This is a genomic window from Psychrobacillus syltrankelensis, from assembly GCF_055454035.1.
This window is the reverse complement of sequence record NZ_CM144227.1, coordinates 2462501-2482123: the sequence shown is the minus strand read 5'-3', so window position 1 is coordinate 2482123 and position 19623 is coordinate 2462501. Positions and strand designations below refer to the sequence as shown.

At 41.0% G+C, this 19623-nt stretch carries 15 protein-coding genes and 2 rRNA genes (1 of these 17 running past the window's edge); all 17 read left to right on the top strand.

The features are described 5' to 3' along the window. Positions 1-543 (top strand): hypoxanthine phosphoribosyltransferase, encoded by a 543-nt coding sequence (gene hpt / locus ACTSKG_RS11990; protein ID WP_387586056.1) that lies wholly within the window; start codon positions 1-3, stop codon positions 541-543. Positions 544-744: 201 nt separating this feature from the next. After that, positions 745-2742, top strand: coding sequence for an ATP-dependent zinc metalloprotease FtsH (ftsH, locus tag ACTSKG_RS11985; RefSeq protein WP_464754838.1), 1998 nt, complete (start codon positions 745-747; stop codon positions 2740-2742). A 113-nt stretch (positions 2743-2855) separates the two neighbouring features. Next, positions 2856-3638 (top strand): type III pantothenate kinase, encoded by a 783-nt coding sequence (locus ACTSKG_RS11980; protein ID WP_464754837.1) that lies wholly within the window; start codon positions 2856-2858, stop codon positions 3636-3638. Beyond that, positions 3639-4520: an Hsp33 family molecular chaperone HslO gene (hslO, locus tag ACTSKG_RS11975; protein WP_464754836.1), complete on the top strand. Its 882-nt coding sequence runs from the start codon at positions 3639-3641 to the stop codon at positions 4518-4520. Next, entirely contained in the window at positions 4504-5430 is a 927-nt protein-coding gene (locus ACTSKG_RS11970) for a peptidyl-prolyl cis-trans isomerase (RefSeq protein ID WP_464754835.1), read from the top strand. The genes hslO and ACTSKG_RS11970 overlap by 17 nt, the downstream gene beginning before the upstream one ends. Positions 5431-6368: 938 nt before the next feature. Further along, positions 6369-7292 carry a cysteine synthase A gene (gene cysK, locus ACTSKG_RS11965; RefSeq protein ID WP_464754834.1) on the top strand — a complete coding sequence of 308 codons (924 nt, stop codon included), beginning with the start codon at positions 6369-6371 and terminating at the stop codon, positions 7290-7292. 276 nt (positions 7293-7568) lie between these two features. Beyond that, positions 7569-8942, top strand: coding sequence for an anthranilate synthase component I family protein (locus ACTSKG_RS11960; protein ID WP_464758018.1), 1374 nt, complete (start codon positions 7569-7571; stop codon positions 8940-8942). After that, positions 8939-9529 (top strand): aminodeoxychorismate/anthranilate synthase component II, encoded by a 591-nt coding sequence (pabA, locus tag ACTSKG_RS11955; protein ID WP_464754833.1) that lies wholly within the window; start codon positions 8939-8941, stop codon positions 9527-9529. The genes ACTSKG_RS11960 and pabA overlap by 4 nt, the downstream gene beginning before the upstream one ends. A 1-nt stretch (position 9530) precedes the next feature. Beyond that, entirely contained in the window at positions 9531-10373 is an 843-nt protein-coding gene (pabC, locus tag ACTSKG_RS11950; RefSeq protein WP_464754832.1) for an aminodeoxychorismate lyase, read from the top strand. Further along, complete coding sequence (gene folP / locus ACTSKG_RS11945) at positions 10370-11227, top strand: dihydropteroate synthase (protein ID WP_464754831.1); 858 nt, start codon at positions 10370-10372, stop codon at positions 11225-11227. The genes pabC and folP overlap by 4 nt, the downstream gene beginning before the upstream one ends. 5 nt (positions 11228-11232) lie before the next feature. Then, positions 11233-11598, top strand: a complete 366-nt coding sequence (gene folB, locus ACTSKG_RS11940; RefSeq protein WP_464754830.1) for a dihydroneopterin aldolase — start codon at positions 11233-11235, stop codon at positions 11596-11598. After that, on the top strand, positions 11595-12113 hold the full coding sequence (folK, locus tag ACTSKG_RS11935) for a 2-amino-4-hydroxy-6-hydroxymethyldihydropteridine diphosphokinase (protein WP_464754829.1): 519 nt from the start codon (positions 11595-11597) through the stop codon (positions 12111-12113). Before folB ends, folK begins: the two co-directional genes overlap by 4 nt. After that, positions 12065-12283 carry a helix-turn-helix domain-containing protein gene (locus ACTSKG_RS11930; protein WP_464754828.1) on the top strand — a complete coding sequence of 73 codons (219 nt, stop codon included), beginning with the start codon at positions 12065-12067 and terminating at the stop codon, positions 12281-12283. Before folK ends, ACTSKG_RS11930 begins: the two co-directional genes overlap by 49 nt. 2 nt (positions 12284-12285) lie before the next feature. Next, positions 12286-13317 (top strand): tRNA dihydrouridine synthase DusB, encoded by a 1032-nt coding sequence (dusB, locus tag ACTSKG_RS11925; RefSeq protein WP_464754827.1) that lies wholly within the window; start codon positions 12286-12288, stop codon positions 13315-13317. 173 nt (positions 13318-13490) lie between these two features. Further along, positions 13491-14981 carry a lysine--tRNA ligase gene (lysS, locus tag ACTSKG_RS11920; protein WP_464754826.1) on the top strand — a complete coding sequence of 497 codons (1491 nt, stop codon included), beginning with the start codon at positions 13491-13493 and terminating at the stop codon, positions 14979-14981. Positions 14982-15388: 407 nt separating this feature from the next. Continuing rightward, a 16S ribosomal RNA gene (locus ACTSKG_RS11915) occupies positions 15389-16943 on the top strand. A gap of 243 nt (positions 16944-17186) precedes the next feature. Then, a 23S ribosomal RNA gene (locus tag ACTSKG_RS11910) occupies positions 17187-19623 on the top strand; it runs 489 nt beyond the window's last position. Together the 16S and 23S rRNA genes form the textbook arrangement of a ribosomal RNA operon.

Here is a 19623-nt window from a genome sequence, read left to right as displayed (position 1 = left end):
ATGTTAGAAAAAGACATTCTAGAAATTCTATTAACGGAAGAACAAATTCAAGAAAAGACTCGTGAACTTGGTGCAACACTATCGGCTGACTATAAAGATAAGTTCCCGCTAGCTATTGGAATATTAAAAGGGGCAATGCCGTTTATGTCCGATTTGATGAAACGTGTAGATACGTACATTGAAATGGACTATATGGATGTATCAAGTTACGGAAACGCTACTGTATCTTCAGGAGAAGTAAAAATTATTAAAGATTTAAATACGAGTGTAGAGGGTCGCGACATTCTCATCATTGAAGATATTATTGATAGCGGTATGACATTAAGTTATCTAGTAGATCTATTTAAATACCGTAAAGCAAAGTCCATTAAACTTGTTACATTGCTGGATAAGCCAACTGGTCGGAAAGTAGACTTGAAAGCAGATTATGTTTGTTTTGAAGTTCCGGACGCATTTGTTGTTGGTTACGGATTAGATTATGCTGAAAAGTATCGTAATTTACCTTATGTTGGCGTGTTAAAGAAAGAAGTTTATTCTTTTTAATTTTACTGTATCCAATAGAAAAAGTTAAAACCTTTAGGGGTTTTGTTTAGAAGTAAATCGTGCAAAATAATTCAAAGTCCGGAAGAAAATATACCGAGGCGTATTTGATTGCCGAACTGAAAGGCTTTTCATTGTACGTGAAAAAAATCGTATGATAAGATTACATATAGTTTTTCTGTTTACCTTGTGAGGAGGCTGGGAATGAATCGAGCATTGCGTTACGCTATATTATACCTATTAATATTTTTTGTAATTGTTGGGATCTTTGCAACGTTTAATACGAGCAACGCACCAACCAAAAATATTAATTACACCGAATTTATGACTTCACTTTCAAAAGGAGAAGTAACAAGCTTTACAATGCAGCCGGAACAAGGTGTATATTTTGTTGAAGGTGAAATGAAAGGCTATAAAGATGGAGAAAAGTTTCTGACAAAACTTCCTCCTAATAGTACTAATCTACAAGCGAAAATTGATGCACTGGCAGAAGCTGGATCAGTCAAAGTGGATTATAAAGAAACTTCTAAAACAAGTGGCTGGGTTCAATTTTTCTCGGGATTAATACCATTTTTAATTATCATTATTTTATTCTTCTTCTTATTGAGTCAGTCACAAGGCGGTGGAAACCGTGTGATGAACTTTGGTAAGAGTAAAGCGAAACTATATGATAATGAAAAGAAAAAAGTAAGATTTACAGATGTTGCTGGTGCAGATGAAGAAAAGGCTGAACTAGTAGAAGTAGTAGATTTCTTAAAAGATCCGCGTAAATTCGTGGAAATTGGAGCTCGAATTCCGAAAGGGATCTTATTGGTAGGTCCTCCGGGTACTGGTAAAACATTACTTGCACGTGCAGTTGCAGGGGAATCCGGTGTTCCATTCTTCTCTATTAGTGGATCAGATTTCGTAGAAATGTTTGTCGGAGTTGGGGCATCCCGTGTTCGTGATTTGTTTGAAAATGCGAAGAAAAATGCACCTTGTATTATATTCATAGATGAAATTGATGCAGTAGGTCGTCAACGTGGAGCAGGTCTTGGTGGTGGGCATGATGAACGTGAACAAACGCTAAACCAATTACTTGTTGAAATGGACGGCTTCGGTGCGAATGAAGGCATTATTATCATTGCTGCAACGAATAGACCAGATGTTTTAGACCCTGCACTTCTTCGTCCAGGTCGTTTTGATCGTCAAATTACTGTAGGTCGTCCAGATGTTAAAGGACGCGAAGCAGTACTTAAAGTACATGCTCGCAATAAGCCGCTTGATGAATCAGTGGACTTAAAAGCGATAGCCCAACGTACTCCTGGATTCTCAGGAGCAGATTTAGAAAACTTATTAAACGAAGCGGCGCTAGTAGCGGCTAGACGTGATAAGAAAAAAGTTGACATGAGTGACATCGATGAGGCGACAGATCGGGTAATAGCTGGTCCGGCAAAATCTGGTAAAGTCATTTCTGAAAAAGAACGTAATATTGTTGCATACCATGAAGCGGGACATGTAGTTATCGGATTAACACTAGATGACGCAGAAATCGTGCATAAGGTAACAATCGTTCCCCGTGGTCAAGCTGGTGGGTATGCGGTTATGCTTCCGAAAGAAGATCGTTACTTCATGACAAAACCAGAACTATTAGATAAAATCTCAGGATTACTCGGTGGTCGTGTAGCGGAAGATATCATATTTGGGGAAGTATCTACAGGTGCTCATAATGACTTCCAACGTGCAACTAGCATTGCTCGAAGCATGGTAACAGAGTATGGAATGAGTGATAAATTAGGTCCAATGCAGTTTGGTCAAGCGCAAGGTGGAAACGTCTTCTTGGGGCGTGACTTTAACTCAGAACAAAATTATTCTGATGCAATTGCCTATGAAATTGACCAGGAAATGCAAAGGATGATTAAAGAGCAATATGAGCGAACAAAACAAATTTTAACGGAAAAACGTGAATTATTAACTTTAATTGCGAAAACGTTATTAGAAGTAGAAACGCTAGATGCCGCTCAAATCAAGCATTTGGAAGAACATGGAACACTTCCGGAACGCGTGTATGACTTAGCTAGCAAAGAAGTAAAAGTAGAAGAAAGTAATGAAGTACCAGATGCAGTGGGAGCACCAGCTGATCCATCTACTGCTGATTTACCGAAAGAAGATGGCCCAGCAATTGAGCCGAAAAACCCAATTCAAGAAGAACGAAGAGATTAATAGAATATAAAAGCTGATTGCCTCATGTACTATACGAGGCAATCAGCTTTTTTCTTTGGCTCTTTCTATGGTATGATGTGTTGGAAAACTTACGAAAAGTGAGGACAAGCTAGATGATACTTGTGCTAGATACAGGGAACACAAACATTGTTTTAGGTGTATATGAAAAAGAAAAGCTTATTCATCATTGGCGAATGGAAACAGACCGCCTAAAAACAGAAGATGAGTATGGAATGCAGGTAAAAGCGTTATTTTCACATGCAAATATTTCCTTTAATCAAATAGAAGGTATTATTATCTCCTCTGTTGTACCGCCAATCATGTTTTCATTAGAGGCAATGTGCAAAAAATATTTTGGTATTAGACCAATAGTAGTAGGTCCGGGTGTCAAAACAGGCTTGAATATTAAATACGAGAATCCGCGTGAAGTTGGGGCAGATCGAATCGTAAATGCTGTTGCTGCAATTCATGAGTATGGTAGTCCCCTCATAATAGTTGACTTTGGAACTGCCACGACTTATTGTTTTGTAAATGAAAAGGGTGAGTACATGGGAGGGGCAATAGCTCCGGGAATTGGTATTTCAACAGAGGCTCTTTTTACTCGTGCTAGTAAACTTCCTCGTATAGAGTTAACTAGACCGGAACATGTAATAGGAAAAAACACAGTTGCTGCAATGCAGTCCGGTATTGTTTACGGGTACGTAGGACAAGTAGAGGGAATTGTAAACCGGATGAAGAAAATATCAAAACACACTCCAAAAGTGATTGCAACAGGCGGTATGGCGACTTTAATTGGTGAAGAAACAACTATCGTGGACATAATCGACCCGTTTTTAACATTAAAAGGATTGTATTTAATTTATCAACGAAACTTAAATGAAAAAGGAATGAAATAAATGAATGATTATTTAGTAAGAGCATTAGCTTATGAAGGAAGTGTACGTGGATTTGCTGTTCGGACAACCGAAACTGTAGGAGAGGCACAAAGACGTCATCAAACATGGCCAACTGCGTCAGCAGCACTTGGAAGAACGATGACAGCTGCAGTCATGATGGGTACTATGTTAAAAGGTGAAGACAAGCTAACTATCAAGGTAGAAGGTAATGGTCCAATTGGTCCGATGATAGTTGATAGTAATGCCAAAGGAGAAGCTCGTGGATATGTAATGAATCCACAGACGCATTTCGACTTAAATGAAGTAGGGAAATTAGATGTTCGTCGTGCTGTAGGTACAGAAGGTACACTAACTATCGTGAAAGATCTCGGTTTAAGAGACTTTTTTACAGGTCAAGTGCCAATCGTATCTGGAGAAATTGGGGAAGACTTTACGTATTATTTTGCAGTATCCGAGCAAGTTCCTTCGTCTGTCGGACTTGGTGTATTAGTCAACCCGGATAATACAATTTTAGCCGCGGGAGGATTTATCATTCAGCTAATGCCTGGTACTGATGATGAAACGATTTCAATTATTGAGGAACGACTCAGCAAAATGGAACCTGTTTCAAAAATGATTGAAAAAGGATTGACTCCAGAAGAATTGCTTTTTGAAATTTTAGGAAAAGAGAATGTACAAATTTTGGACACTACTCCTGTTTCGTTTGAATGTAATTGTTCAAAAGACCGTTTTGGTAGTGCAATTATAAGTTTAGGTGAAAAAGAAATTAGAGATATGATTGAGGAAGACAAAGGGGCGGAAGCGCACTGTCATTTTTGTATGGAGAAATATCAATACTCAGTAGAGGAACTGGAGTCATTTATCGATGAAATCAACGCGTGATAACTTTAATCCACAACAAAAACGACATTTAAAAACAAAACCGGTTCTCCTTCTGCTTGGTATACTTTTTATTGGCAATTTACTATGGTTTATTGCTTGGTTAATACCGAATGAGAAAGTAAGTGAAACAGAAGTAGTCGCATCTGTTGGTGGGAAAGTTATTACAAAGGAACAGTGGATGGCTTCAATGGAATCGATGTATGGGAAAGAGGTATTATTGGATTTAGTGAATGCAGAAGTGATGGAAGCTGCAGCTAAAAAGAACCATATACAAGTAACAGATCAAGAAATAGACTTGGAACTAGCTTTAATTCGTTCTACACAAGAGGGAACTGATACTTCACTTCAATCGTATGATGAAGAAATGATGCGTCAAAAAGTTCGCTCTCGCTTAATCTTAGAAAAGGTTTTAGCGAAGGATATAGTAATAGAAGATAAAGCTATAAAGGCCAATTACGATAATAATAAAAGCTTATATAATATCCCTACTTCCTACCGTACAAGTGTTATTTATGCTACTTCGGAGGATGAGGCAAAAGAAGTTGTAAAAGAACTCAAGAATGGTTCATCTTTTGAAGGACTGGCGAGAGAGCGCTCGAAAGATGCTAGTTCTGCAAGCTTAGGTGGAGATATAGGATATATATCAGCAGATGCACAGTCGATAGATAATGCCATTATTTCAGCTTTGCCGAACGTCGAGGTAGGTAAATGGAGTGATATAATAGCCTTGAAAGATGGAAGATTTGCAGTCGTGCAAGTGGTAAGTGTTTTTAAAGGAGAATCATTCTCTTATAAGGACGTGAAAGATCACATTCACCGTGAGCTTGCACTAGAACAACTTACTCAATCAGTTACACCAGAAGCATTTTGGCAAGAATTCGATGCCAAATGGTCGTATAGCGAGAAGTAAAAGCGTATTCTATAGAGTACGCTTTTTATTTATAGCGTCCTGCGAAACCAGTGTTCATAGTACTTGAAAGAATTAAATAACACGTGGATTTCCGTTTCAGGTGGACGCGTTCCGCGGGGTGAGCGATGAACGATCACCGCCGCTTACGCTTCGTTGTGATGGTTCATCTGTCTCCGAGGAACGAAGGCTAAGAGCGCCACATCGTGTGGCAACGCCTTCGTGACCAACATCCTGTTAGCCTCCGTCTGGAGTCGCCACCTTTCACTACAATCCATTAAGTGAGTAGTACTTAACAATAAGATTTTGCCCGGTTTTTCTTAAAAGGTAAGAAAGTATATAAAACTGGACTACTGAAAATCCTGTATTCATAGTGTTTTAGTAGCACAGTTTTTTTCTTAACACTGATTTGCGCTATCTCACACAAAGTTAACTCTTTATATGTAGAAATGGTTGCTTTCACGATAAAATTGGTTGCTGTCACTGTAGAATCTGTAGCTTTCACCTTACAATTAGTCGCTCTATGACAGTTTTTAACTTTTCCCTTCTTTATAAATAGGCAGTATCTATTGATAAAGAAGCGCTGAGCGGACGAAATTGCATCTTCGTCCGCTTTTAAAAGTATAGGAAAGCCTTTATTCTCTCATTAACCAAAATAAATGCACTATTTCTTTGCAAATAACATCCACTACAAGATTACCGAGAAAAAGGCTCGTGAAGTGACGCAGTCACTTCACGAGCCAAATTATAGCGGTAATGATGTAGCCAATGTTTCATCCAAAGTACTCTAGAAACGGTGAAGACAAAATGCACTTAAAGGACGCTTGCGTTGTTCTTATTTTTTTCTTCATGGAATGTTATTTTATTGACATTTATTCTCTGTAATTGGTATGATTAAAAAAATAAAACCTATTAATATAGTAGGGATTAGGAGTGAGATAATGGCAAAGTTAGCGCAATCCGTAGTTGAATTGATTGGTAAAACGCCAGTAGTGAAATTAAACAGAGTTTCAAACCCTGAGGATGCAGAAGTATATGTTAAATTAGAATTCTTCAACCCAGGAAGTAGCGTAAAAGATCGTATCGCTTTTGCCATGATTGAAGCGGCAGAAAAAGAAGGAAAGTTAAAAGAAGGTAGCACAATAATTGAACCTACTAGTGGTAACACTGGTATTGGCCTTTCAATGATTGCGGCAGCAAAAGGTTATAAAGCAGTATTAGTAATGCCAGATACAATGAGCTTAGAGCGTAGAAACTTACTTCGTGCATACGGTGCAGATTTAGTATTAACACCTGGAGCAGACGGAATGAAAGGTGCTATTGCGAAAGCGGAGGAACTGTCAAATGAAAATGGATGGTTTATGCCTCAACAATTTAACAATGAAGCAAACCCAGAAGTTCACCGACTAACAACTGGACCTGAAATTGCAGAAGCATTTGATGATTTAGACGGCTTTGTAGCAGGAATTGGAACGGGTGGAACAATAACTGGTGCTGGTGGCGTATTAAAAGAAAAATTCCCAAATATTCATATTGCTGCAGTGGAACCAGAAGATTCGAATGTTTTATCTGGCGGTAAACCAGGTCCCCATAAAATTCAGGGAATTGGAGCTGGGTTCGTTCCTAAGGTACTGGATACAAAAATGTATGATTCTATTATTCAAGTTTCCAACGAAGATGCTTATGCAACATCTCGTGAAGTTGCAAGGTTGGAAGGTATTCTTGGTGGTGTTTCTGCAGGAGCTGCTATTTACGGAGCGCTTCAACTTGCAAAACAACTCGGAAAAGGTAAAAAAGTTGTTGCAATCATTCCAGATAATGGTGAGCGTTATTTAAGTACACCACTATACCAATTCGAAGACTAGTTTAGGTCTGATATGAAACTCTCGCATTCAAAAAAATTTTTTTCTTGTTTCAGAAAACTTTTTCTACTAAATGCGATAAGGTCACGAATTTAGGTTGCCACGACTGACAATCTAGGTTAGCCCGATAAATTAATTCATCAAAGAGAGGAGCTATTTGTGCTTCCTCTTTTTTTATGTGGCGAAAAGTAGCGATTTCAAGTTAAGATGAATGCAAATCGTTTTTTAGGGGGATTAAGAAAAGTGGATTCACTAAAATTACAAACACGTACTTTCAACATGTCGAAAGAAGCTTTTTTTTATGCGTATAAAGAAATAACGAAAGAAGAATCACATCATTTATTTTTGGAAAGTGGCAGAGGCGGACATTTATGTATTGCGGCTTGGAATCCAATTGCAGTGACAAAATCAGTAGATACTGGTTTACATATAAAATGGAGAAGCGGAGAAGACGAGGTGCGTTTAGGTGAACCGCTTTACGAATTGGAAAAGCTCGTGGAGTCTTACAATGTTCCTTCTCAAGAAAATTTACCGGATTTCCAAGGCGGAGCTGCGGGTTTTATTAGTTATGATTACGCTCGTAAAATAGAAGTTCTACCTAGTCTAGCGGTGGATGATTTACATGTTCCAGATATTTATTTTTATGTGTTTGATTTCTGGGCTGTTCTTGATGTTGTAGCAGAAACTGTTACATGCATGAAACTATCAATTAGTGATGTAGATTTGGCTGATATGGAAGAAGAGCTGAAGAATGCAAGTGGAAGGGCAGAACGACTATTTCAACCAGGTGCTGCAACTGAAGTAGTCAATGATCAAGCAGAACTGTTTGTGTCTGTAAATGAACCTGAATTTGAATCGGCCATTCGTCAAGTGCAAGAATACATTTCACAAGGTGATGTATTTCAAGTAAATCTATCCGTTCGACAATCCAAAAAGTTAGAGAACGAGCCAATTGCTATGTACGAAGCTCTTCGTGCGTTTAACCCATCTCCATATATGGCTTACCTTCAATCTCCAGAATTCGCTGTTGTGTCTGGATCACCAGAACTATTAGTTAAGAAGAAAGGAATCGATTTGTCTACTCGTCCAATAGCAGGAACAAGACCGCGGGGAAAAAATAACCTAGAAGATATAGCTTTGGCTAATGAATTAATTGACAATGAAAAAGAGCGAGCAGAACATGTCATGCTTGTTGATTTAGAAAGAAATGATTTAGGAAAAGTATCTACTTATGGCTCTGTAGAGGTTGACGAGTTTATGGTTATTGAACGGTATTCACATGTTATGCATATTGTTTCTAATGTAAAAGGGATACTACGTCCTAACACATCTAATACAGATATTATCCGAGCAATGTTCCCGGGTGGAACAATTACAGGTGCTCCGAAAATTAGAACGATGGAGATAATTGAAGAATTAGAACCAGTTCGTAGGGGATTGTATACCGGATCCATTGGCTGGCTAGGGTTTTCTGGTGATTTGGAATTAAATATTGTTATCCGCACCGCCTTTATTCAAGACGGGATGGCTCATATCCAAGCGGGAGCGGGAATAGTAATAGATTCTATACCAAGTGCAGAATACGTAGAGTCTTTAAACAAAGCGAAAGCATTATGGCAAGCAAAAGCTATGGCAGAAGGAGGAAAACAATGATTTTGATGATTGATAATTATGATTCCTTTACTTACAATCTCGTTCAATATATAGGAGAGCTTGGAGAAGAAGTGAAGGTCGTTCGCAATGATGAGCTAACGATTGCTGAAATTGAACAGTTAGCACCGAATATAATTGTTGTATCACCTGGTCCTTGTACTCCTAATGAGGCTGGAATTAGTTTAGAGGCAATCACACACTTTGCAGGTAAAATTGCTATATTCGGTGTTTGTCTGGGACATCAATCGATTGGACAAGCATTTGGAGGAAAGGTAATTCGTGCAGAAAGATTAATGCATGGGAAAACTTCTCCGGTTTTTCATGATGGAAAAGGAGTTAATGCGAATATGCCAAATCCTTTTCAAGCAACTAGATATCATTCTTTACTAGTAGAAAAAGAGTCGTTGCCTGATTGTTTAGAGGTGACCTCATGGACAGAGGAAGGGGAAATTATGGGGCTACGTCATAAAGAGTTTCCCTTAGAAGGTGTACAATTCCATCCAGAATCGATAATGACTGAGGAAGGGAAAAAACTTATCCAAAACTTTATCGAAACATACAGTCCTTCTATTATGGAGAGGAACTAATATGGATGCTTGGAAAGACGGAAAATTATACAGAGCGGATGAATTAACTATCTCTCCGTATGATCATGGTTTTTTGTATGGTCTTGGTTTTTTTGAAACATTTCGTACGTATAATGGGAAGGTATTTTTATGGGACGAGCATTGGAGCCGACTCACTCGTGCGATGGTTGATTTTCGTATTACAATGCCGTATGAAAAAGAAACTCTTGTACAAGCGATAGAAGCGTTATCGTTGGCAAATAACAATGAAGACGGTTATTTTCGATTAAATATATCGGCGGGTGTGCACGATATTGGACTCCAGCCCTCTAGTTATGAAAAACCAACAGTGATTTTATTCCGAAAAGCATTGCATGCTCTTCCTAGAGGAACGGAAAAATCAGCAGTATGGCTTGAAACCTTAAGAAATTCTCCCGAAAGTCCAATACGTCATAAATCCCATCATTACGCAAATAATGTAAAAGCGCGATTTGAAGTTTCCTCGCTTGCATCATTAGAAGGTTTCTTTTTAACTTCTGATGGATTTGTTGCAGAAGGAATTACGTCAAATGTATTTTGGGCTAAGGGAGGAAAGTTGTATACACCGTCCTTGGATACAGGGATTTTGGCGGGAATCACACGGGATTGGCTTATAAAAGATTCTCCATTCGTAGTAGAGGAAGGTTTATTTACAAAAGATGCTCTAGAGAAAGCGGATGAAGTATTTATTACAAATTCAATTCAAGAAATAGTCCCTATTAAAAAGATAGAAGAAAAGTACTTTTTAGGTAATCGAGGACCTGTGTATGCTACGCTTCATGAGGCGTATGTTGAGTGTATTCAGAAAGAAGGTACAGAAAAATGAATTTAAAATATAATACGAGGCCATTTGAAGTTGCGGGTGTTATATTAGATTTTCGAAAAGAAACGATTGTAATGGGGATATTAAATGTCACACCGGATTCTTTTTCGGATGGTGGTAAATTTAATGAGGTCGAATTAGCTGTTGTTCGTGCGAAACAGATGGTTGCGGATGGCGCTAAAATTATTGACGTAGGTGGAGAATCTACTAGACCAGGTCATACAGTCATTTCAGATGAAGAGGAAATAGCGCGTGTTGTTCCGGTTATTAAAGCGATCCGGGCAGAAGTGAATGCGATTATATCTATTGATACATACAAATCGGCGGTTGCTAGAGCAGCGGTTTTAGCTGGCGCCCATGTCATTAATGATATTTGGGGTGCAAAGAGAGATTCAAAAGTGGCTATGGTAGCTGCAGAGATGGGTGTTCCAATAATATTAATGCATAATAGAGACAACGAAGAATACAACGATTTCTGGGCAGAAGCAAAACAGGATTTAGTAGAAAGTATTCAAATTGCAAAAGAGGCGGGAGTGCCTGATGAACATATTTGGTTAGATCCTGGTATTGGCTTTGGGAAATCTACAATCCAAAATATTTGGATGATGCAGCATTTGGAACAGTTAGTAGATATGGGCTATCCAGTTTTACTTGCGACTTCTCGTAAACGACTAATTGGTAATGTACTAAGTCTTCCAGTTGATGAACGAATAGAAGGAACAGGTGCGACTGTTTGCTATGGTTTGCAGCTTGGTTGTCATATGGTGCGTGTACATGACGTGAAAGAAATTACACGTATGACGAAGATGATGGATGTACTAACGGGAAAAGTGGAGTATAAGGAAAGTGAGGAGTAATATTTATGGATTACATACACTTAAATGATTTAGAGTTCTACGGATATCATGGAGCGTTACCAGAAGAAACGAAGCTTGGTCAAATATTCCGTGTAACAATCACGCTAGCTTGCGATTTAAAAAGAGCTGGTGAAATGGATAGTCTCGATGAGACAGTTAATTATGCGGAGGTTTTTGAACTTTGTAAGGAGATAGTGGAAGGAAAACCGTATCTATTAATTGAGGCAGTGGCAGAGAAGATAGCTGGAAGAATATTAAAGGATTTCGAAGCAAAAGTAACTGGTTGTCGTATTCATTTAGTGAAGCCGAATCCGCCGATTGCAGGTCATTATGCTTCGGTTTCGGTTGATATTACGAGAGGTAAGCTATGAATATTGCATATCTATCATTAGGCTCCAATATTGGAGACCGATTTTATTATCTTAGAAGATCTGTTCAATTGCTAAAGGAAACGGGAAGTATACGAGTGAATCAAGTGTCCTCTGTTTATGAAACAGATCCTGTTGGTTATGTAGATCAAGCAGCTTTTTTAAATATTGTAGTGGAGCTTGAAACACAACTAACACCTCATGAATTATTAAACAAATGCAATGAAGTTGAAGAAGAGCTTGGGCGTACCCGAGAGATTAGGTGGGGACCTCGGACTGTAGACCTTGACATTTTGTTGTATAATGAAGAGAATATGAAAACAGAAGACCTCATTATTCCACATCCAAGGATGACGGAAAGAGGTTTTGTGCTCGTTCCTCTTGTGGAATTAAATCCAGAATTAGTCGAGCCTCTAACAAAGCATTCTTTATTGAAGCTTGCACTTCTTCAGAAAGAAGGCGTTCATTTATGGAAAACATTCGATGGGGTAGACGCATTCGTGCATTTCGACGATTAAAAAGATTAAGCCAAGTTGAACTCGCGAAAGAAATGAATATTTCAGTGTCTATACTTGGTCAAATAGAACAGGGAAAAAGAGTTCCGAATGAGGGGCAGCTAGAAAAAATTTCATCTATTCTTGATATACAGCTAGGCGAATTAATAGGAGAAATAAAAGAAGGTGAATGATTATGTCAATTGCATCAACAAAACCATTTAAAATTGGTAACATTGAAATGGATAATCGTGTTGTTTTAGCACCGATGGCTGGTATCTGTAACTCAGCGTTCCGATTAACTGTTAAAGAATTTGGTGCAGGGTTAGTTTACGCAGAAATGATTAGTGATAAAGGGATCGTTAATAAAAATGAAAAGACATTAAGTATGCTTTATATTGATGAACGTGAAAATCCATTATCACTTCAAATTTTTGGTGGAGAAAAAGAAACACTTGTTGCTGCTGCTAAATATGTAGATCAACATACCTCGGCGGACATTATTGATATTAATATGGGATGTCCAGTAAATAAAATCATTAAATGCGAGGCGGGGGCTAGATGGCTTCTTGATCCGAACAAGATTTACGAGATGGTATCAGCAGTTGTGGACAATGTTAAAAAACCGGTCAGCGTAAAAATGCGTACTGGTTGGGACGACGATCATATTTATGTTGTAGAGAATGCACGTGCAGTTGAACGCGCAGGCGGAGCGGCGATAGCGGTACATGGACGTACACGTTTACAAATGTATGAAGGTTATGCGAATTGGGATTTGATCCGACAAGTGAAAGAAGCAGTGAATATTCCTGTCATTGGAAATGGCGATGTAAATACTCCTGAAGATGCAAAACGCATGTTGGATGAAACTGGTGTAGATGCAGTAATGATTGGCCGTGCAGCACTTGGAGATCCGTGGATGATTTATCGTACAGTTGAATACTTGGAGTCTGGTGAACTGAAACCGGAACCTTCTGTACAAGAAAAAATTGATGTGTGCTTATTACACTTTGACCGCTTAACTGCTTTAAAAGGTGAAGGCATTGCTGTGCGAGAAATGCGCAAACATGCTTCTTGGTACTTAAAGGGTATTCGCGGGAACGGACGAGCAAGAAATATGATTAATCAAACAGAAACTGCTCGAGAATTAAAAGACTACTTGAACTCTTTTGCAGAAGAAGCATCTTATGAATATAACGCTGTTGAATCTATACTTGTTTCATACTAAAGCATGGGGCTATCACTACAGGTGATAGCTCTTTCCGTTTCGTTGTATAATCTGAATAATGAAAAATATCACCTAGTGTAGGAAAAAGGTGAACAGCGTGCAGAAATTGTGTACAATAAGTTCAACGTAATAATTGATACTTGCGGATAATAGGTAGTGGAGGAGTGACGAACATGTCTAATGTAGAAGAATTAAACGATCAACTTTTGGTGAGAAGACAAAAGATGACTGCAATACAAGAGAAAGGATTAGATCCTTTTGGTAGTAAATTCGAACGTACGCATTTAAGTGATAAAGTGATTGCTGAATTTGCTGATTTTTCGAAAGAACAATTGGAAGAAACAGCACATGAAGTTGTAATTGCGGGCCGGATTATGACAAAGCGTGGAAAAGGTAAAGCTGGATTTGCTCATATTCAAGATTTCGGTGGTCAAATACAGATTTATGTACGTAAAGATGCAATCGGTGAGGAAGCATACGAATTATTTAATTCAGCGGATTTAGGTGATATCGTAGGTGTGCGAGGAAATGTATTCCGCACACAAGTAGGTGAGTTATCGGTTAAAGCTGTAGAATTCACATTTTTAACAAAATCATTACGCCCAATGCCGGAGAAATTCCATGGTTTAAAAGATGTTGAGCAGCGCTATCGCCAACGCTATTTAGATCTAATGACAAGCGAAGAAAGCAAAAAAACGTTCATAACTAGAAGTCGTATCATTCAATCTATGCGTCGTTACTTAGATAGTCAAGGTTACTTAGAAGTGGAAACGCCATTATTGCATTCTATTGCGGGTGGTGCGGCAGCGCGTCCATTCATTACACATCATAATGCACTAGACATGGAACTATATATGCGTATTGCAATTGAGTTACATTTAAAACGTTTAATAGTAGGCGGATTAGAAAAAGTTTATGAAATCGGAAGAGTATTCAGAAATGAAGGCGTTTCAACGCGTCATAATCCTGAATTCACGATGATTGAATTGTATGAAGCATACGCTGATTATAAAGACATCATGAATCTGACTGAAAATCTAGTGTCGCATGTTGCCCAGGAAGTATTGGGATCTACTACAGTTACATACGGTGAGGATGAAATTAATCTCGCACCAGGCTGGAGACGTTGGCATATGGCGGATGCGGTTAAAGAAACGACTGGGGTGAACTTCTGGAATGAAATGACTAAGGAAGAAGCACAGGCGTTAGCGAAAGAACATGGAGTTGATGTAAAACCTTCTATGGAAGTAGGTCATGTATTAAATGAATTCTTTGAGCAAAAAGTTGAAGAAACATTAGTTCAACCGACATTCATTTATGGCCATCCTGTAGAAGTATCGCCTCTTGCGAAGAAAAATCCAGAAGATGGACGATTTACAGATCGCTTTGAACTATTTATTGTTAGACGTGAGCATGCAAACGCATTTACAGAATTAAATGATCCAATTGATCAACGTCAACGCTTTGAAGCACAATTAGTAGAAAAAGAAGCAGGTAATGATGAAGCACATGAAATGGATGAAGACTTCTTAGAAGCACTAGAATATGGGATGCCTCCAACTGGTGGTTTAGGAATTGGAATAGACAGATTGGTAATGTTATTAACTAACGCTGCATCTATTCGCGATGTATTACTGTTCCCGACAATGAGACATAAAGATTAATTAATATAGAAGTCTTTTTAATAGAAGGTGAGGTACTACTATTTATAGTTCCTCACCTTTATAATATATACTAGATATTGTGCTGAAGATTATAGTTAAAAAAAGTACAAAAAAACCCTTGCCAGATACATTAGAGGGTGGTATAGTTATCAAGTTGTCATTTTAACTAATGATTTCTTCAAAAAATAAAATAAAAAAGTTGTTGACATTGATAACGAAAGTTGTTATGATATTAAAGTCGCTAAAACGACACAGCAACAAAAACACACCATGAACATTGAAAACTGAACATGCAAAACGTTAAGACATACAGCTTGAAAGACTAACTTGTTAGTTTGATAGCAAAACAAAAATGACATCATTTAATGATGATGCCAGCAAAACAAAATGAGCTTTTTAAGTTCTCTATTATGGAGAGTTTGATCCTGGCTCAGGACGAACGCTGGCGGCATGCCTAATACATGCAAGTCGAGCGAATGATGAAGAAGCTTGCTTCTTCTGATTTAGCGGCGGACGGGTGAGTAACACGTGGGCAACCTGCCCTGTAGATTGGGATAACTCCGGGAAACCGGGGCTAATACCGAATAATCCATTTCCTCACATGTGGAAATGTTAAAAGACGGCATCTCGCTGTCACTACAGGATGGGCCCGCGGCGCATTAGCTAGTTGGTGAGGTAACGGCTCACCAAGGCGACGATGCGTAGCCGACCTGAGAGGGTGATCGGCCACACTGGGACTGAGACACGGCCCAGACTCCTACGGGAGGCAGCAGTAGGGAATCTTCCACAATGGACGAAAGTCTGATGGAGCAATGCCGCGTGAGTGAAGAAGGTTTTCGGATCGTAAAACTCTGTTGTGAGGGAAGAACAAGTACGAGAGTAACTGCTCGTACCTTGACGGTACCTCATTAGAAAGCCACGGCTAACTACGTGCCAGCAGCCGCGGTAATACGTAGGTGGCAAGCGTTGTCCGGAATTATTGGGCGTAAAGCGCGCGCAGGCGGTCCTTTAAGTCTGATGTGAAATCCCACGGCTCAACCGTGGAAGGTCATTGGAAACTGGGGGACTTGAGTACAGAAGAGGAAAGCGGAATTCCAAGTGTAGCGGTGAAATGCGTAGAGATTTGGAGGAACACCAGTGGCGAAGGCGGCTTTCTGGTCTGTAACTGACGCTGAGGCGCGAAAGCGTGGGGAGCAAACAGGATTAGATACCCTGGTAGTCCACGCCGTAAACGATGAGTGCTAAGTGTTAGGGGGTTTCCGCCCCTTAGTGCTGCAGCTAACGCATTAAGCACTCCGCCTGGGGAGTACGGTCGCAAGACTGAAACTCAAAGGAATTGACGGGGGCCCGCACAAGCGGTGGAGCATGTGGTTTAATTCGAAGCAACGCGAAGAACCTTACCAGGTCTTGACATCCCGCTGACCGTTCTAGAGATAGATCTTTCCCTTCGGGGACAGCGGTGACAGGTGGTGCATGGTTGTCGTCAGCTCGTGTCGTGAGATGTTGGGTTAAGTCCCGCAACGAGCGCAACCCTTGATCTTAGTTGCCAGCATTCAGTTGGGCACTCTAAGGTGACTGCCGGTGATAAACCGGAGGAAGGTGGGGATGACGTCAAATCATCATGCCCCTTATGACCTGGGCTACACACGTGCTACAATGGACGGTACAGAGGGTCGCAACCCCGCGAGGGTGAGCTAATCCCATAAAACCGTTCTCAGTTCGGATTGTAGGCTGCAACTCGCCTACATGAAGCCGGAATCGCTAGTAATCGTGGATCAGCATGCCACGGTGAATACGTTCCCGGGCCTTGTACACACCGCCCGTCACACCACGAGAGTTTGTAACACCCGAAGTCGGTGGGGTAACCCTTACGGGAGCCAGCCGCCGAAGGTGGGACAGATGATTGGGGTGAAGTCGTAACAAGGTAGCCGTATCGGAAGGTGCGGCTGGATCACCTCCTTTCTAAGGATAATATCGGAATACAGATTTTTATCTGTATCTTAACGTTTTGCAGTTCAGTTTTGAATGTTCATTTTATATGAAGATTCAACTCTTGTTCTTTGAAAACTGGATAAAACGACATTGAAAGAAACAAATTCAAGAAATTCAATTTGTAATCACATTTGTGATTATTTTTTGTGTAGTACTTTTAACTACTATTTTTGAGGATTTCAAGACACAAGCAGTGAATTGGAAGCCGAATTAGGTTAAGTTAATAAGGGCGCACGGTGAATGCCTTGGCACTAGGAGCCGAAGAAGGACGGCACTAACACCGATATGCTTCGGGGAGCTGTAAGTGAGCTTTGATCCGGAGATTTCCGAATGGGGAAACCCACTGTTCGTAATGGAGCAGTACATTTGCGTGAATACATAGCGCATCTGTGGCAAACCCAGGGAACTGAAACATCTAAGTACCTGGAGGAAGAGAAAGAAAAATCGATTCCCTGAGTAGCGGCGAGCGAAACGGGAAGAGCCCAAACCAAGAGGCTTGCCTCTTGGGGTTGTAGGACACTCTATATAGAGTTACAAAGGAATGAGCTAGACGAAGCGATCTGGAAAGGTCCGCAGGATAGGGTAAAAGCCCCGTAGTCAAAAGTTCATTCTCTCTGAGTGTATCCTGAGTACGGCGGAACACGTGAAATTCCGTCGGAATCTGGGAGGACCATCTCCCAAGGCTAAATACTACCTAGTGACCGATAGTGAACCAGTACCGTGAGGGAAAGGTGAAAAGCACCCCGGAAGGGGAGTGAAATAGATCCTGAAACCGTGTGCCTACAAGTAGTCAGAGCCCGTTAATGGGTGATGGCGTGCCTTTTGTAGAATGAACCGGCGAGTTACGATTACATGCAAGGTTAAGTTGAGAAGACGGAGCCGCAGCGAAAGCGAGTCTGAATAGGGCGAATGAGTATGTGGTCGTAGACCCGAAACCAGGTGATCTACCCATGTCCAGGATGAAGGTAAGGTAACACTTACTGGAGGTCCGAACCCACGCACGTTGAAAAGTGCGGGGATGAGGTGTGGGTAGCGGAGAAATTCCAATCGAACCTGGAGATAGCTGGTTCTCTCCGAAATAGCTTTAGGGCTAGCCTCAAACGTTAGAATCTTGGAGGTAGAGCACTGTTTGGACTAGGGGCCCATCCCGGGTTACCGAATTCAGACAAACTCCGAATGCCAATGATTTATGTTTGGGAGTCAGACTGCGAGTGATAAGATCCGTAGTCAAGAGGGAAACAGCCCAGACCACCAGCTAAGGTCCCAAAGTATTTGTTAAGTGGAAAAGGATGTGGCGTTGCTTAGACAACCAGGATGTTGGCTTAGAAGCAGCCATCATTTAAAGAGTGCGTAATAGCTCACTGGTCGAGTGACGCTGCGCCGAAAATGTATCGGGGCTAAACAAATCACCGAAGCTGTGGATTGATACCTATGGTATCAGTGGTAGGAGAGCGTTCTAAGGGCGTTGAAGTCAGACCGGAAGGACTGGTGGAGCGCTTAGAAGTGAGAATGCCGGTATGAGTAGCGAAAGATGGGTGAGAATCCCATCCACCGTATGACTAAGGTTTCCTGAGGAAGGCTCGTCCGCTCAGGGTTAGTCGGGACCTAAGTCGAGGCCGATAGGCGTAGACGATGGACAACAGGTTGATATTCCTGTACCACCAAACCACCGTTTGAGTAATGGGGGACGCAGAAGGATAGGGTAAGCGTGCTGTTGGTTATGCACGTCCAAGCAGTAAGGTGTGAGTGTAGGCAAATCCGCACTCTGTAACATTGAGCTGTGATGGCGAGGACTTAGTCCGAAGTTCCTGATTTCACACTGCCAAGAAAAGCCTCTAGCGAGGTGATAGGTGCCCGTACCGCAAACCGACACAGGTAGTCGAGGAGAGAATCCTAAGGTGAGCGAGAGAACTCTCGTTAAGGAACTCGGCAAAATGACCCCGTAACTTCGGGAGAAGGGGTGCTCTTTTGGGTGTATAGCCTAGAAGAGCCGCAGTGAATAGGCCCAGGCGACTGTTTAGCAAAAACACAGGTCTCTGCAAAACCGTAAGGTGAAGTATAGGGGCTGACGCCTGCCCGGTGCTGGAAGGTTAAGAGGAGTGCTTAGCGCAAGCGAAGGTGCGAATTGAAGCCCCAGTAAACGGCGGCCGTAACTATAACGGTCCTAAGGTAGCGAAATTCCTTGTCGGGTAAGTTCCGACCCGCACGAAAGGCGTAACGATCTGGGCACTGTCTCAACGAGAGACTCGGTGAAATTATAGTACCTGTGAAGATGCAGGTTACCCGCGACAGGACGGAAAGACCCCGTGGAGCTTTACTATAGCTTGATATTGAATTTTGGTGCAACTTGTACAGGATAGGCAGGAGCCTTAGAGCCCGGAGCGCCAGCTTCGGAGGAGGCGTCGGTGGGATACTGCCCTGGTTGTATTGAAATTCTAACCCATACCCGTAACCCGGGTAGGAGACAGTGTCAGGCGGGTAGTTTGACTGGGGCGGTCGCCTCCTAAAGTGTAACGGAGGCGCCCAAAGGTTCCCTCAGAATGGTTGGAAATCATTCGAAGAGTGTAAAGGCAGAAGGGAGCTTGACTGCGAGACCTACAAGTCGAGCAGGGTCGAAAGACGGGCTTAGTGATCCGGTGGTTCCGCATGG